Raw genomic sequence first — 14684 nt, forward strand, 5'->3', positions numbered from 1 at the left:
AGCACATATGACACTGGTAGACTGCAATCTCTCATGTATTCAAATAAGCTCTACACACCACTACGTTACCCTGGTGGGAAAGCCAAGTTTGCTCCATTCATTGCTAGCACAATGGAGGCGAATGGACTTGCCGGTGGCCATTACTTGGAGCCCTACGCGGGTGGCGCCGCCGTTGCATTGGAGCTTTTGTTTCACGGCTTCGCAGCGCATGTTCACATCAATGACTATGACCCAGCTGTCTACGATTTCTGGATTAGCGTGACACAGACGCCAGAAGCTGTCCTGAAATTAGTTCGCGACACGCCTGTTACTATGGAACAGTGGTATTACTGGCGTGACGTACTTCGCGGAAACGTTCAGGTTGATCAGCCTGAACGTGGATTCGCTACCCTGTTTATGAACCGCACCAATCGATCGGGAATCCTCAAGGCTGGGGTGATAGGTGGGCTTGAGCAGGCCGGCGCATACAAGCTTGACGCCCGCTTCAAAAAAGATGTGCTGGTCAAGCGCATTGAGAGAATCGCAGCCTCAGCAAAGAATATCACGGTATACAACGAAGACGCATTGACGCTGCTATCCAGGTGTCATCAGCTATTGCCAAAGTGTTCTTTAGTTTATCTGGACCCTCCGTATTACATGAAGGGACAAGGACTCTATCGGAACTTCTACGGACACGAAGATCACGAACAAATCGCTACCCTATTACAAAGACAAAGTGGAAAATTTAAACGACCCTGGGTAGTCTCATACGACAACGTTAAGGAAATCCAAACCATGTATGCCCTGTCTCGGTCTTTAACCTATGGTTTAAGCTACACCGCACAAAAACGGTACGTTGGATCCGAGATTATGTTCTTCAGCAACAATCTCCAAGTTTTAGACGATGAAATACCATCGATATCCCAATCTGCGTAATCGACATTAAAGCCAGCCTCACAACTTTCCGCACCCCGGCGGGTTTTCTTCTGCCCCGCCCCCTATCAAGGGGTGCATCCAGCCGGATACTCACACCCGATGAGTCCGCAGCCAATCCCGCAACGCACTATTCATCCGTGTCTGCCACCCTTCGCCCCCAGACTTGAATGCTTCGATAATATCCGCGTCATACCGCACCGTCAGCGCCACCTTGGGCGATTCGCTACGGGGGCGCCCGACTCGCTTTAATTGCTTTACTTCGGCCGAGCTCAGTTCGTAGGTGTCTGGGTCAGCCGCGATGCCGGCGTTGATCGCAGCATCTTCCTCAGGAGTTGGAACAATCGTTCCAGGTTTAAGCTTGGGCATAAATATTTACCTCCCTACTATTAGCCTTACGCAGGCTGATAATTCGGCGCTGCTCTTCACGGTCAACAAACACGACACAATGCAAGCGCTGACCAATGTAGCCCAGGGCAATCTGGCGTGCCTCTCCGTAAGGACGCCGTGCATCTTCCCAGACTACAGCCTCATCCCATTCAAATCTCGCCGCCAATGTCAACGATACACCGTGTTTTTCACGGTTTACGATATCCTTGGCTGGATCGAATGTGATTTCCATATGATTATTGTAGTTACACTAACTACATAAGGCAAGGTATTTTCGTAGTTACTCAATTAAGCCAATCAAATCATCGACACAGGCGCCCTGAATAGGGGTAGGTGTGCCAAAACGGTACTAGCCTGAAACCGAACTAGCCGAAACCTACACCGAGTGTCTTTGAGCATCATGCGAGGGTACCTCCTACAAGCATGTCATCAGATACCCCTAATGTACCCCCCAGTCGAACGCCACTGACTATCCATTCATGCAGACACTCACAGACAAAAAAAACCCGCTATGCCAATAAGTATGCGGGTTTCGTATAAGGTTGCAGATGTCTGTATACCGATATCTGGCGTCTCCAGCAGGAATCGAACCTGCAATCTTCCCTTCATACCACTACGATTTTCATCGCCCGTCTGGTTTGTGGTCTGGACTCTATCTTAACCATGGCCTTGGCCGCAGGTTGCGCCTGTCGAGTCTCTACACGTTCCTGCATGGCAGGCTTCGCTCGGTATTGCCTCGTTTGCACAGGGGGTTCACCGACGTTAAGCGCATTCACGCTGGCCCTTTCGCTGCCAGGTGCCCAAAATTTCAGGAGGGGAAAGTTATATCCATTTAACTATGGAGACGTATGCAAAGCGGAAGTATAGCAAGAAGCGCATGCTGTCTTGGGCTGGTGCCAAACAGACCATCAAAAACAAGCCCCGCGGCAAGAAACCAGCGGGGCTTGTCGGCAGCCTGAAAACCGGACCTCGAAATCGGCGCCAAAACGCCGGATCTTGCAAGGCCCGCAGGCAGCACAGGTGTTACTTCATGCTGATATGGCCTTTGGTGACCACACCTTTGGCCCAATCGTATTGCTCTTTGATTTCCTTGGCGAACTCGGCGGGAGTATTGCCCGAGGGTTTTGCACCCTGCTTTTCAAGAGCATCGATGACTTTGGGGTCTTTCAGGGCAACGACCGCGGCATCATGCAATTTATTGATGATTTCCACCGGAGTTCCCTTGGGAGCCAGCAAGCCGTACCAGGCTGGCTGATTCAACTGGGGGTAGCCCAATTCGGCCAATGTCGGCACATCTTTGAGCGCAGTAAGGCGCTCAGGCCACGCCACGGCCAGGGCACGCAAATGGCCTGCCTGGATTTGCGGCATGGAAGAAGGCATGTTGTCGAACAGGATTTCGATCTGGCCGCCGACGGCATCGGTTACAGCCGGGCCCGAACCTTTGTATGGAACGTGAACGATGTCAGTACCGGTAGCCATCTTGAAGGCCTCGCCGAACAGGTGCAGAACACCGCATGTACCCGAGCTGCCGAAGGAATATTTGCCTGGGTTCTTCTTCAGGACGGCAACAAAGTCCTTGAAGTTTTGTGCCGGGAATTTCGGATTGACTTCGATCACGTTCGGCACATTGGCAAAATTGGTGACGGGCAGGAAGTCGGTAAGCGGATTGTAGGTAAGGTCCTTGGGACGGCAGGCAGGGTTGACCGCCATGGTCGACACGGTGGCGATCGACAGCGTGTATCCGTCGGGTTTGGCACGCGCGGCTTCGGTCGCGCCAATTGCGCCGCCCGCGCCGCCCTTGTTTTCTACCACCATGGGTTGGCCCAGCACCTGGCTCATGCGTTGCGACACGATTCGTGCGACGATGTCGGTTGAGCCGCCGGGAGCAAAGGGCACGATGACTCGTATGGAGTGTTCGGGGAAACCAGCGGCATGGACGGATGGGGCGGCAAATGCCGAGGCGCATCCGGCTACGATAGCCAAAGCCGCGAATTTCGAGGAATACAAAGTCATTAAACGCTCTCCTAAAGGTAGATATTTATAATTCTGCCGAGCAGTTAAAATTCTTGCCTTGCGCCCGGCAGCAAAGGCAGCAGGATACCATCATTGATGCATATTGATACGCCGCAATTACCCTAAGAACCCATCAGATACGCCACTTTCAATGTCCGTTATCCCGCTTGTACTGCCCGATTTCCTGCTTATTGCGCTGGGCTGGACCCTGCTTCACAAGCTGAATTTCTCGCGTGAATTCTTCCAGAATGCCGAAAAGCTTGTTTACTTCGTACTTTTCCCAGCTTTGCTATTCCATTCCATCACACAGACGCCCCTCAGCCTGGGCAGCGCCTCTCTGCTATTCCAGGCCACGATAAGCGTGATGGCCTTTGGCGTAGCCATGGCCTGGCTTGCTGTTCCGCTGCTGCGCCCCGATCCCGTCGCGCACGCGTCGGCCACGCAGTGCGCCTTTCGTTTCAACACCTTCATAGGGCTTTCGCTGGCGGGCGGCCTGGGCGGCGCAGCAGGCCAGACCACTATGGCGGTCATCGTCGGGATTGCCGTGCCGTTCAGCAATATGGCTGCGGTCCATGCCCTGGCACGGCAAAATGGCGGCAAGGTATTCAAGGAAATTCTTCGCAACCCATTCATCATTGCCACCGTCCTGGGGCTGCTGGCCAATATGCTGGGCGTACCCATTCCCAAGCCGATAGACGTCACCCTGGGCAGACTGGGCGCATGCGCGATTGCGGTCGGGCTCATGTGTGTCGGCGCTACGCTTTCGCTGTCCAGCGGCCGGGGCCAGGAGAAACTGATCGGCTGGATGGTCGCCGTACGCCTGCTGCTGACGCCGATAGCGGCCATTTTTATTGGCTGGGTGCTGCATATGCCTCCCGCGGAACGACAAATACTGTTGTTATTTGGTGCTCTTCCAACAGCCTCTTCGGCGCACGTTTTGGCAGCCAGGATGGGCGGAAACGGGCGACTGGTCGCCGGAATCATGTCGCTGGGAACCCTCCTGTCGGCCTTGACCATTCCCTTTTGGCTGATGATCGGCTCTCTTTGAAACAGGCATACCCATCGTGCACGATAACCATGCAATCAGTACAGTTGAACTGTATTTGGAAGATGAAGAAGCCACAATAGCACTGGCCAAGCGATTTGCACCTCTGTTGTGCGGCACAGATGAAACGCTGGGGCCCGAGCATCGGGGCGGCCGCATCCATCTTCAAGGAGACCTGGGCACAGGCAAAACCAGCTTCGCACGAGCCCTGTTACAAGCGGCTGGAATCACCGGCAGAATAAAGAGTCCGAGCTACGCGCTACTTGAAACCTATAAACTTTTTAACTTATACTTCTATCATCTTGATTTCTATAGATTTAGAGATTCACGCGAATGGATAGACGCCGGGTTTCGGGATATTTTGCAAAAAGAAGCTGTAGTGTTGATCGAGTGGCCAGAGCAAGCAGGCGCGTTATTACCTCCTCCCGACCTTGAAATCAGCCTCGGCTACGCAGAAATCGGCCGATCAGCCCGTCTGACCGCATATAGCAACAGAGGACAATTATGGCTGACTACACTCGCCCTTCTCCCGTCGGGATCTCCCAAAAAGGACAATCCCGGCGCCGCCTCATAGCGACCGCCGCCACACTGCTCGTACTGCCCGTGATTCCAAGCCTGGCCATGGCGGGAACCATCCTGGCCGTACGCACCTGGCCCGCCGACGAATACACCCGTGTCACGCTGGAAATGGACACCGAGCTCAAGGCCGAGCATTTCACGCTCGAAAACCCCAATCGGCTGGTGGTCGATATACAGGGTTTGTCGATGAGCCGCGCGATCAACGACCTGGTTTCCAAGGTACGGCCCAACGATCCCTATATTTCCTCGGTACGCGTCGCTCAAAACCGTCCCGATGTGATCCGCCTTGTATTCGACCTGAAGCAGGCTATCGCACCCCAGGTCTTTACACTCAAACCCGTGGGTGAATACAAGTTCCGCCTGGTCCTCGACCTGTACCCCAAGGTGGCCCAGGATCCCTTGATGGCCATCATGGACAACGGCGGCGATAAGGACCCCCTGGCGGAGGTGCTTGAAAACCTGGCTCAAAACTCGCCCGACCAAGCCCCTATTCCGTCGGTTCAAGGTCAGCAATTGCCGCCGGAAGTGGCCAAAAAGAAACCCGGCGCACTGCCTCCCGCCATTGCCAGCCGGCCGGACAATGACCGCCCGCTTCTGATTGCGCTCGACCCCGGGCATGGCGGGGAAGATCCGGGAGCCACCGGACGCGCGGGCACGCACGAAAAAGATATTGTGCTGCGCATTGCGCGGCGCCTCAAAACGCTGATCGATGCCCAGCCCAATATGCGGGCCTACCTGACGCGCGACAACGACTACTTTGTCCCCCTGCATGTTCGTGTGCAGAAATCACGCCGCGTCAAGGCCGATCTGTTTATTTCCATCCATGCCGATGCCTGGATCAAACCCAGCGCACGCGGATCGTCGGTATTTGCCCTGTCGCAGCACGGCGCCACCAGCGCCGCCGCGCGCTGGATGGCGCAACGTGAGAACGATGCCGACCTGATAGGCGGCGTGAACCTGGGGTCGCACAACAAGCAAGTCGCGCAGGTGCTGCTCGATTTGTCCACAGGCGCGCAAATCAACGACGCCATGCACGTCGGCAATCGAGTGCTGGCCGAGCTGGGGAAATTCAACCGCCTGCACAAGGACCACGTGGAGCGCGCCGGCTTTGCGGTACTCAAAGCCCCCGACATCCCATCGATACTGGTCGAAACCGCTTTTATCAGCAACCCCGAAGAGGAGCGTCTATTGCGTAGTCCCGCACACCAGGATCGTATCGCTCGCGCAATACTCAGCGGCGTCAACGATTATTTTGCCTCCAACCCGCCATTGAACCGGAGAGCGTGAATCCGGCGGCACAACACCATAAAAACAGACATTACCTTAAAAACCCCCGCCTCATGAAAACACCCCAGAAACCGGACAGTTGTTCTGGTTTCTGGGGTGTTTTCATGGCCAGGGCGCGACCTTGAAACATGAGCCCGGCCAGAGCGCTTTCGGAACTTCACGGCGGCCATTGCCATGCCGCCGCCACGCCAGGTTAAGCCTTTCTTTTGAAGACCTTCCACAAGGCGCCCAGGGCAACAGGCACAATCGCCGCCGCCACACCGATGATCACAATGGTATTCAAGTGCTCCTTGATGATGGGCACATTGCCAAAGAAGTATCCCAGCGTTACCAGGCCCGCCACCCAAAGCACCGCGCCCGAAATATTGAACAGCTGAAAACGCACGAAATTCATGCTGCCCACGCCCGCCACGAAGGGGGCGAATGTGCGAACCACCGGCAGGAATCGCGACAGGACGATGGTTTTCCCGCCATGCCTCTCGTAAAACTGATGAGTCTTGATCAATGCATTCTGGTCCAGGAATCTGAAATTGCTTGAAAATACACGCGGTCCTATGTAGCGGCCTACGGCATAGTTGACCGTATTGCCCAACACCGCGGCCAGCATCAGCAAGGCAGCCAGCAGAACCGGATCGATCAGCCCCGAAGCGCCAAAGGCTCCGGCAATGAATAACAGCGAATCACCGGGTAAAAAAGGTAAAACCACCAGCCCGGTTTCCCCAAAAATGATTAAAAACAAGACCAGGTAAATCCACGGGCCGTACTGGGTTACCCATGCTCCAAGGAATTGATCAATATGGAGAATCATGTTCAGGAAATCAGGCATATCCACGCTACCAAATAAATGCAATACCGCAATATAGCCCACTCGCCTGGCAGGCAAGACAAACGCCGCGTCGAAGAGGCTAAAATTGCTCCAGCGAGTCCCGCCGAGTACGGCTGGCCTCTTTGACCAACGGAGCGCCTGGCTCTGTTTACATGGAAGTCCTGATGCCTGAACGCCGCGCCATAACAACGCTTCCCGATCTATTGATCAGCCAGATCGCCGCGGGCGAAGTGATAGAGCGCCCGGCATCGGTACTGAAAGAAATCCTGGAAAACGCAATCGACGCCGGAGCCCGCGCGATCGATATACGTCTCGAGGGAGGCGGCATACGCCGCGTGGCCGTCACCGACGACGGATCGGGAATTCCCCATGCGGAACTGGCCCTGGCGCTGACGCGCCACGCCACCAGCAAAATCCACACCCTGGCTGAACTCGAGTCCGTGGCCTCCATGGGTTTTCGTGGTGAAGCCCTGGCCTCCATAGCCTCGGTAGCGCAACTGACCCTTACCTCGCGTACCGCCGAAGCCGATCACGCCTGGCAACTGCCAAATGGCGCACACGCGCCCGTCCCCGCTTCAGGCCCGTTGGGGACCACGGTCGAAATACGGCAACTGTTCGATGAAGTGCCCGCCCGCCGAAAATTCCTGCGCGCCGAAGCCACGGAATACGGCCACTGCGTCGACGCACTGGAACGCATCGCCCTGGCTCATCCCCAAATCAGTTTTCGCCTGTTCCACAACGACAAGGCACAACGGCATTGGCGCGCCACCAATAGATTGCAGCGCATCCGGGATGTGCTGGGCACCGATTTTTTTGACCAGGGACTCGATGTAAGCATCGAACACGGCCTGATCGCACTGCATGGAATGATTACGCGTCCCACCTATGCCCGGGCCCGTGCCGATCGGCAGTACCTTTATGTGAACGGGCGCTACGTCAAAGACCGCACTGTCTCGCATGCCGTTCGCCAGGCCTATAGCGATGTCCTGCACGGCGACCGGCAGGCCGCTTATGTATTGTTCCTCACGCTGGACCCCGCTACCGTGGACGTGAACGTGCATCCAGCCAAACACGAAGTGCGCTTTCGCGACAGCGGCGCCATACACCGCTTTGTCGCCCAGGCACTGAGCCAGACCCTCGCCCTGGTCGGAGGGCAAAGCGCAGTTCTCCCAAACGGGGCCTCCGGCAACACGGAAACCGACTGGCAGCGCCCGACGTCCGGCGGCAATGCACCGGGCGCAAGTCCGGCCGCGCAAGCGCCGGCCGGAACGACTTCACCGGCGCCCGGAGCCTGGGGTACCAGGCCTTCCGGCTACATGCCCCCTTTGAGGCAAACCTCCATGAACCTGCATGAAGCCGCGGCAAACCCCGGAACAGGCTGGCACGCTCTCTATCGGCCACTGGCTGAAACCGCAGGCACCGCTTCGAGCCCCGAAATGGCCACCGAGCACGACGAGTTCCCCCTCGGCATGGCATTGGGCCAATTGCACGGCATCTACATTCTGGCCCAGAACCGCCATGGGCTGGTGCTGGTCGATATGCACGCCGCCCACGAGCGTGTCGTCTACGAACAGCTTAAACAGGCCATGGACACGCACACACTGCCCCGGCAAGAGCTGCTGGTGCCGGTAGTGTTCAACGCCACCGAAAAGGAAATAGGCCTGCTTGAAGAATATGAATCGACCCTGAGCCAACTGGGGCTCGTGGTTCGGCCCGCCGGCCCGACCACCCTGGCCGTTCGGGCGGTTCCCGCCCTGCTCGCGCACGGCGACATCGAATCCCTGGCGCGAGGCGTGATTCGCGACCTGGCCAACGTAGGCAGCTCGCCACGCCTTACCGAGCAACGCAACGAGCTGCTGTCCACCATGGCCTGCCATGGCTCGGTGCGCGCCAATCGCCGCCTATCGATCGAAGAGATGAATGCCCTGCTGCGCAAAATGGAGCAGACCGAACGCGCCGATCAATGCAATCACGGGCGGCCCACCTGGGTTCAATGGCAACTGGGTGAACTCGACAAACTCTTCATGCGCGGTCAATGAACGTCCCCGTCATTTGCCTGGCGGGCCCCACTGCGGCCGGCAAAAGCGCCACCACCCTGGCGCTGGCGGCGCGCTGGCCAGTCGAAATCATCAACGTCGATTCGGCCACGATTTATCGCGGTATGGACATCGGCACCGCGAAGCCCTCACAGGCCGAACGAGAGCGTGTGCCGCAGCATTTGCTGGATATCCGCGATCCGGCCGAAACCTATTCGGCCGCCGAGTTCAGGCGCGATGCCCTTGAGCTGATTGAAGAAATCCTGCGGCGCGGCCGCATTCCCCTGCTGTGCGGCGGCACCATGCTGTACTACAAGGCTTTGCGGGAGGGCCTGAATGACTTGCCCGAGGCCGATGCGGATATCCGCGCCGCCATCGATGCCGAGGCACGGCAGGCGGGATGGCCCGCACTGCACGCCCGGCTCGGCGAATTCGACCCGGCCACCGCCGCCCGGCTGGCACCCAACGACAGCCAGCGCGTACAGCGCGCCATAGAAATCTACCGGATCACGGGCCAAACCATGTCAGCGCTGCTCGCCGCGGAATCCGGCCGGTCCGACAGCCCCTACGATTACCTGACCATCAGCCTTGAACCCTCCGACCGGCTCGCGCTACATGCACGCATCGCCCTGCGCTACCGGGAAATGCTCAGCCGTGGCTTGCTCGACGAAGTTCAGGCGCTGCACCGCCGGCCCGACCTGCATACAGGCCTGCCTTCGGTGCGTTGCGTGGGATACCGGCAACTCTGGGATTATCTGGACGGGAAGATCGATCTGGAATCGGCTGTGGAACAGGCTATCGCCGCAACCCGGCAATTGGCCAAGCGGCAGCTTACCTGGTTGAGGGCTCAGCCCGAGCGCCATGTCATCGACTGCCTCGCCCCCAATGCGGCAGACTTGGCGCTTGCGGCGATAGCGCGCATATGGGAGCCCTGACGCCCCTGCCTTCTTGCAGCGGCGCTTCTCTTACAACACCACGGTCTGCGCGGCACCCGGCGCCTGCTCGACGATTTCACCCAGGCGGCTGACCTGCTCGCCATGAGCGGCCAGCGTTGCGGCAAGCGCATCCGCCTTGGCGGCCGACACCACGATCACCATGCCGATGCCGCAATTGAATACGCGATGCATTTCGGCGTCGGCCACGCCGCCGTTTTGCTGCAGCCACGAAAAGAGTTGTGGCATTTGCCAGGCATCGCGATGCAACTGCGCAGCCAGGCCAGGCTGCAAAATACGCGGCACGTTGTCCAGCAGGCCGCCGCCGGTAATGTGCGCCAAGCCTTTAAGCGCCTCGCCATGTTCGGCCAAGGCCGCCAGCACGGACTTGACGTAGATGCGGGTCGGCTCCATGACCACGTCTTCAAGCGATCGCCCGCCGAAATCCTGGCTCGGCTTGGCATTCGCATGCGTCAGGATCTTGCGCAAGAGCGAAAACCCATTGGAATGCGCACCGCTGGAAGCCAGGCCCAGCACTACATCGCCCACCGCTATCGACTTGCCGTCGATGATTCTTGATTTCTCGACGGCACCGACCGCAAAGCCGGCCAGATCGTATTCTCCCTCCGGATACATACCCGGCATTTCCGCCGTTTCCCCGCCTATCAGGGCACACCCGGCCAGTTCGCATCCTTTGGCGATTCCACCCACCACGCTGGCCGCTGTATCGACCGACAATTTGCCGCAGGCGAAATAATCCAGGAAAAACAGGGGCTCGGCGCCCTGCACCAGGATATCGTTGACACTCATGGCAACCAGATCGATCCCTACCGTGTCGTGGCGCTTCCATTCGAAAGCCAGGCGCAGCTTGGTGCCCACCCCATCGGTACCCGACACCAGCACAGGCTCTTTCAGGTGCTTGGGGACCTCGAAAAGCGCTCCAAACCCACCTATGCCGGCCATTACGCCGGCACGCATGGTTTTAGCCGCCAATGGCTTGATGCGATCCACCAGCGCATCGCCCGCGTCGATATCGACGCCTGCGTCGCGGTAAGTCAATGAAGCTGAATGTTTGTTTGTCATGAGAAATGCCGTGGGATGTGCAAGAATTGCACGTTGAATTAAATACGAAGGCCAATTTTACGATGATCGAGCCAACTGCGCGGCACCGGCAAAAGCCATCGTCGATATTATCGGCGAAATCGATCACCCGCTCCCGGGTTTCCAGCAGAAAGCAAACACCGGCCATGCAGGAAACCCGCAATTCCCGCAGCTTTGTTACAATTCGACGGCGACTACGGGCGAATTGCAGCCGCAATCATTTCCGGTATATTGATTCAATGACGCCGTCCATAAGCGCAGCACTCCCTACGGTGGTCCGGCGCCTGTATACCTGTATCGTCCCTGCCCGTTTCACACCACGCAATGACCCAGCAACTCATTCTTGATCTTCTGCCCGCTCCGCCGCCCACTCTCGACAATTTCGTCGTGGGCGATAATCGCGCCGCCCTCGACGCGATCGAACACCTTCAGCCGGGAAGAGCCATTTATTTATGGGGCGCGCCCGGCGTCGGCCGCAGCCATTTGCTGCGGGCATTGGGCACAACACCGCAAGCACGGTATTTCACGGCGCGCGACGATGCCGATGCGCTGCACGCCATTGCCCTGGAAGAAACCTGCACGCTCAAACTCATTGCGCTCGACGATATCGGACAATTCAGCCCCGAGGCCCAGGCCGCCCTGTTTGCCCTGTACAATCGCTGGCGCGAAGTGGCCGCGACCGAACAGGCTTTTGCGTTGCTGCTGTCGGGCGACCGGGCGCCGCTGGCACTGCCCTTGCGGGAAGATCTGCGAACCCGCCTTGGATGGGACCTGGTCTTTCGCCTTGAAGCGCTGTCGGACCAGGACCGTGCCGAGGCGCTCAAGACCCGCGCGGGCGAACGCGGCCTGCAACTGGCACCCGAAGTCATTCACTGGATGCTGACGCACTATGCACGCGACATGAGCAAACTGAATGCACTGCTTGATGCCCTGGATCGCTACTCTCTCGAAAGACAACGCGCCATTACCCTGCCTTTGCTGAGAGATCTGCTGGCGACCCATACTATGACCGAAACAAGTTTATGAGCTCCGTCAAACGCCTGGCTCTCTTCGACCTGGACCACACGCTGCTGCCCTTGGACAGCGATTACCAATGGGCCGATTTTCTGGCCCGCACCGGACGGGCGGGCGATCCCGCCGAGGCGCGCCGCCGCAACGAAGACCTTATGCAACGCTATAACGCCGGCAATCTTACTGCCGAACAGGCCGCCGAATTCATGCTGGGCCTCCTGACGCGCACCAACGGCGCCCAACTGGCGGAATGGCACGAACACTATATGTCCGAGATCATCCGCCCCCATATTTTCCCCGCGGCACTCGACCTTGTACAAGAACATTTGGCACAAGGGGACCTGTGCGCAATCGTCACGGCAACCAATCAATTCGTTACCGCCCCCATCGCCCGGGCGTTCGGCGTGCCGCATCTGATCGCCACCTGCGCCGAATATTGCAATGGGTACTACACTGGACGCATCAGCGGCATACCCAGTTTCAAGGAAGGCAAGGTGCTGCGCGTCGCGGCGTGGCTGGCCGACATGGGCCTGGCGCTGGACGATTTTGAAAGATCGTATTTCTATAGCGACTCTCCAAACGACATTCCCTTGCTCGATGCGGTCAGCCACCCCATTGCCACCAACCCCAGCCCCGCCCTGCGACACATCGCGCAAGCCAGAGGCTGGCAAATTCTCGAGCTTTTCCAGCACATGGAAGACGCAAAGTCCTAAAATACCCACATGCTTACAGAAACAATAAAAAACTTTGTCAGCCGATTGTTTGCCGCGCCTGCGCGAGGGCCTGAACGCCTGCCGCGAGACAAACACGGCATCGATCGGCGCAATGTCTCGCGCCACGCCATCAAGGTATGCGAGGTTTTGCATGAAAACGGCTTCGACGCCTACATCGTGGGCGGCGCCGTACGCGACCTGATCGTAGGCCTGGAACCCAAGGATTTCGATGTGGCCACCAACGCCACGCCCAACCAGATTCGCCCGCTATTCCGGCGCGCGCGCATCATAGGCCGGCGTTTTCAACTGGTCCACGTGGTTTTCGGGCAGGAGATCATCGAAACGTCCACATTTCGCGCCCCCGCTTCGGTGGAACAGGAAACCGACGAATTCGGGCGAATACTGCGCGACAACACCTTTGGCACCCACGAAGAAGACGCCATACGGCGCGACTTCACTTTCAATGCGCTTTTTTACGATCCCATCAAAGAAGAAGTCATCGACTTCCATCACGGGTTCAGCGACCTGAAAAAGCGCATCGTGCGCATGATCGGCGATCCTGAAACCCGTTATCGCGAAGATCCGGTACGCATGCTGCGTGCCATGCGCTTTGCCGCCAAGCTCAACGCCACGATAGATCCCGCCACGCAAGCCCCCATCAAGAAGCTGGCAAATCTGATCGAAAATGTGCCGGCTTCGCGTCTGTTCGACGAAATGCTCAAGTTGCTCACCTGTGGCCACGCCATGGACTGCCTGCGGCAGTTGCGTACGGTCGGGCTTCATCAGGGCCTGCTGCCGCTCATCGATCTTATCTTCGAAGAGACGGGCGGTGAACAGTTTGTCGAGTTGGCGCTGGAACGCACCGATGGCCGAGTGCGGGCCGGCAAAACCATCAGCCCCAGCTTTTTGTTTGCCGCGCTGCTCTGGAAGCTCGTGGACAAGCGCTGGCAAGCCACGGTTGCCAAGGGAGAACATTCCATCCAGGCGCTCATGGAAGCCGCGGATTCAGTCATGGATGAACAAACCCGGAAACTTGCCATTCAACGGCGCTATCAGTCGGATATGCGCGAAATCTGGTTCATGCAGCCGCGCTTCGAACGCGCCAACGGGAAAACCATTTGGCGCCTGATCGAACAGCCCCGGTTTCGGGCCGCAGTCGATTTTCTGCAGTTGCGCGCTGAAGCGCGCGAGGTCGACAGCGTCCAGGCACAGTGGTGGATGGATCTCGCCAATGCCGACGATGGCGAACGCGCCGAAATGATCGAGGCCTATATGCAGCAAAACAAGGCTGCCGCAAACCCGGCGAAACGCCGCAGGCGCCCACGCCGCAATCCGGGCGCCAGCACCACACCGGCATGACACTGGCGTATATAGGTCTGGGCGCCAATCTGGGCGATGCCCGCAACACCTTGCTGCAAGCCGCAAAGAGCCTGGCGCAAACCGATGGAATCCATCAACTGGTTCTGTCGAAACTGTACCGAACGGCTCCCGTGGACTCCAGCGGGCCGGACTACATCAACGCCGCTGCGTCGATCCAGACCAGCCTGAGCGCATCGGCGCTGCTTACCGCCTTGCAGCGCATAGAAGAAGAATACGGCCGCCTGCGCCCCTACCGGAACGCGCCGCGTACACTGGATCTGGATTTATTGCTGTACGGAAGCCAAACCATCGATGAGCCCGATTTAAAGGTTCCACACCCGCGCATGCACGAGCGTGCTTTTGTGTTGAAACCACTCAGCGACCTGGCCCCCCAATTACAACTGGCGCAAGGCTCGCTGCGCACTCTGCTGGCAGCCTGCTCGGATCAGGCCATAGAAGAGTGCCTGCCCGCGCCCTGAG

At 58.0% G+C, this 14684-nt stretch carries 15 protein-coding genes; 10 read left to right on the plus strand and 5 right to left on the minus strand.

What is annotated here, in order from left to right:
• The first annotated feature begins 33 nt into the window (after positions 1-33).
• A complete protein-coding gene (locus LSG25_RS07785) occupies positions 34-915 on the plus strand; it encodes a DNA adenine methylase (protein ID WP_232744112.1) in 882 nt (293 codons plus the stop codon).
• A gap of 90 nt (positions 916-1005) precedes the next feature.
• Here LSG25_RS07785 and LSG25_RS07790 read toward each other — a convergent pair whose 3' ends face one another.
• The 3 genes from LSG25_RS07790 to LSG25_RS07800 all read right to left on the minus strand — a co-directional run bounded on the left by LSG25_RS07790 (position 1006) and on the right by LSG25_RS07800 (position 3315).
• Positions 1006-1281, minus strand: a complete 276-nt coding sequence (locus tag LSG25_RS07790; protein WP_232744113.1) for a BrnA antitoxin family protein — start codon at positions 1279-1281, stop codon at positions 1006-1008.
• Entirely contained in the window at positions 1268-1534 is a 267-nt protein-coding gene (locus LSG25_RS07795; RefSeq protein ID WP_232744114.1) for a BrnT family toxin, read from the minus strand. Before LSG25_RS07795 ends, LSG25_RS07790 begins: the two co-directional genes overlap by 14 nt.
• 791 nt (positions 1535-2325) lie before the next feature.
• Positions 2326-3315 (minus strand): tripartite tricarboxylate transporter substrate binding protein BugE, encoded by a 990-nt coding sequence (locus LSG25_RS07800; RefSeq protein ID WP_232744115.1) that lies wholly within the window; start codon positions 3313-3315, stop codon positions 2326-2328.
• Between the two features lie 151 nt (positions 3316-3466).
• Between LSG25_RS07800 and LSG25_RS07805 the strand changes: the two genes are divergently transcribed.
• Genes LSG25_RS07805 through LSG25_RS07815 form a run of 3 tightly spaced genes read left to right on the plus strand, consistent with a single transcriptional unit; the run spans position 3467 to position 6226 of the window.
• Complete coding sequence (locus tag LSG25_RS07805; protein ID WP_232744116.1) at positions 3467-4363, plus strand: AEC family transporter; 897 nt, start codon at positions 3467-3469, stop codon at positions 4361-4363.
• Between the two features lie 16 nt (positions 4364-4379).
• A complete protein-coding gene (gene tsaE / locus LSG25_RS07810; RefSeq protein WP_232744117.1) occupies positions 4380-4934 on the plus strand; it encodes a tRNA (adenosine(37)-N6)-threonylcarbamoyltransferase complex ATPase subunit type 1 TsaE in 555 nt (184 codons plus the stop codon).
• The gene (locus LSG25_RS07815; protein ID WP_232744118.1) at positions 4865-6226 is read left to right on the plus strand and encodes an N-acetylmuramoyl-L-alanine amidase; all 1362 of its coding nucleotides are present in this window, start codon (positions 4865-4867) and stop codon (positions 6224-6226) included. The genes tsaE and LSG25_RS07815 overlap by 70 nt, the downstream gene beginning before the upstream one ends.
• A gap of 193 nt (positions 6227-6419) precedes the next feature.
• Here the strand turns inward: LSG25_RS07815 and LSG25_RS07820 are convergent, their stop codons facing one another.
• Positions 6420-7052 carry a VTT domain-containing protein gene (locus LSG25_RS07820; protein WP_232744610.1) on the minus strand — a complete coding sequence of 211 codons (633 nt, stop codon included), beginning with the start codon at positions 7050-7052 and terminating at the stop codon, positions 6420-6422.
• Positions 7053-7216: 164 nt separating this feature from the next.
• Here LSG25_RS07820 and mutL point away from each other — a divergent pair, with 164 nt between their 5' ends.
• Both mutL and miaA read left to right on the plus strand, forming a co-directional pair.
• The gene (mutL, locus tag LSG25_RS07825; protein ID WP_232744119.1) at positions 7217-9091 is read left to right on the plus strand and encodes a DNA mismatch repair endonuclease MutL; all 1875 of its coding nucleotides are present in this window, start codon (positions 7217-7219) and stop codon (positions 9089-9091) included.
• A complete protein-coding gene (miaA, locus tag LSG25_RS07830) occupies positions 9088-10023 on the plus strand; it encodes a tRNA (adenosine(37)-N6)-dimethylallyltransferase MiaA (RefSeq protein ID WP_232744120.1) in 936 nt (311 codons plus the stop codon). The genes mutL and miaA overlap by 4 nt, the downstream gene beginning before the upstream one ends.
• A 30-nt stretch (positions 10024-10053) precedes the next feature.
• Here the strand turns inward: miaA and purM are convergent, their stop codons facing one another.
• The gene (gene purM / locus LSG25_RS07835; protein ID WP_232744121.1) at positions 10054-11103 is read right to left on the minus strand and encodes a phosphoribosylformylglycinamidine cyclo-ligase; all 1050 of its coding nucleotides are present in this window, start codon (positions 11101-11103) and stop codon (positions 10054-10056) included.
• Positions 11104-11445: 342 nt separating this feature from the next.
• Here purM and hda point away from each other — a divergent pair, with 342 nt between their 5' ends.
• Genes hda through folK form a run of 4 tightly spaced genes read left to right on the plus strand, consistent with a single transcriptional unit; the run spans position 11446 to position 14683 of the window.
• Complete coding sequence (hda, locus tag LSG25_RS07840) at positions 11446-12147, plus strand: DnaA regulatory inactivator Hda (protein ID WP_232744122.1); 702 nt, start codon at positions 11446-11448, stop codon at positions 12145-12147.
• Positions 12144-12845: an HAD family phosphatase gene (locus LSG25_RS07845; RefSeq protein WP_232744123.1), complete on the plus strand. Its 702-nt coding sequence runs from the start codon at positions 12144-12146 to the stop codon at positions 12843-12845. The genes hda and LSG25_RS07845 overlap by 4 nt, the downstream gene beginning before the upstream one ends.
• Before the next feature lie 9 nt (positions 12846-12854).
• On the plus strand, positions 12855-14204 hold the full coding sequence (gene pcnB, locus LSG25_RS07850) for a polynucleotide adenylyltransferase PcnB (RefSeq protein ID WP_232744124.1): 1350 nt from the start codon (positions 12855-12857) through the stop codon (positions 14202-14204).
• Positions 14201-14683, plus strand: a complete 483-nt coding sequence (folK, locus tag LSG25_RS07855) for a 2-amino-4-hydroxy-6-hydroxymethyldihydropteridine diphosphokinase (RefSeq protein WP_232744125.1) — start codon at positions 14201-14203, stop codon at positions 14681-14683. The genes pcnB and folK overlap by 4 nt, the downstream gene beginning before the upstream one ends.
• Position 14684 lies beyond the last annotated feature (1 nt).

This window comes from Paralcaligenes sp. KSB-10 (assembly GCF_021266465.1).
In the GTDB taxonomy this organism is placed as follows: Bacteria; Pseudomonadota; Gammaproteobacteria; order Burkholderiales; family Burkholderiaceae_B.

Coding starts and splice junctions, on each gene's coding strand:
- LSG25_RS07785 (WP_232744112.1), top strand. CDS start 34: ATGTATTCAAATAAGCTCTACACACCACTACGTTACCCTGGTGGGAAA.
- LSG25_RS07790 (WP_232744113.1), bottom strand. CDS start 1,281: ATGCCCAAGCTTAAACCTGGAACGATTGTTCCAACTCCTGAGGAAGAT.
- LSG25_RS07795 (WP_232744114.1), bottom strand. CDS start 1,534: ATGGAAATCACATTCGATCCAGCCAAGGATATCGTAAACCGTGAAAAA.
- LSG25_RS07800 (WP_232744115.1), bottom strand. CDS start 3,315: ATGACTTTGTATTCCTCGAAATTCGCGGCTTTGGCTATCGTAGCCGGA.
- LSG25_RS07805 (WP_232744116.1), top strand. CDS start 3,467: ATGTCCGTTATCCCGCTTGTACTGCCCGATTTCCTGCTTATTGCGCTG.
- LSG25_RS07815 (WP_232744118.1), top strand. CDS start 4,865: ATGGCTGACTACACTCGCCCTTCTCCCGTCGGGATCTCCCAAAAAGGA.
- LSG25_RS07820 (WP_232744610.1), bottom strand. CDS start 7,052: ATGCCTGATTTCCTGAACATGATTCTCCATATTGATCAATTCCTTGGA.
- mutL (WP_232744119.1), top strand. CDS start 7,217: ATGCCTGAACGCCGCGCCATAACAACGCTTCCCGATCTATTGATCAGC.
- miaA (WP_232744120.1), top strand. CDS start 9,088: ATGAACGTCCCCGTCATTTGCCTGGCGGGCCCCACTGCGGCCGGCAAA.
- purM (WP_232744121.1), bottom strand. CDS start 11,103: ATGACAAACAAACATTCAGCTTCATTGACTTACCGCGACGCAGGCGTC.
- hda (WP_232744122.1), top strand. CDS start 11,446: ATGACCCAGCAACTCATTCTTGATCTTCTGCCCGCTCCGCCGCCCACT.
- LSG25_RS07845 (WP_232744123.1), top strand. CDS start 12,144: ATGAGCTCCGTCAAACGCCTGGCTCTCTTCGACCTGGACCACACGCTG.
- pcnB (WP_232744124.1), top strand. CDS start 12,855: ATGCTTACAGAAACAATAAAAAACTTTGTCAGCCGATTGTTTGCCGCG.
- folK (WP_232744125.1), top strand. CDS start 14,201: ATGACACTGGCGTATATAGGTCTGGGCGCCAATCTGGGCGATGCCCGC.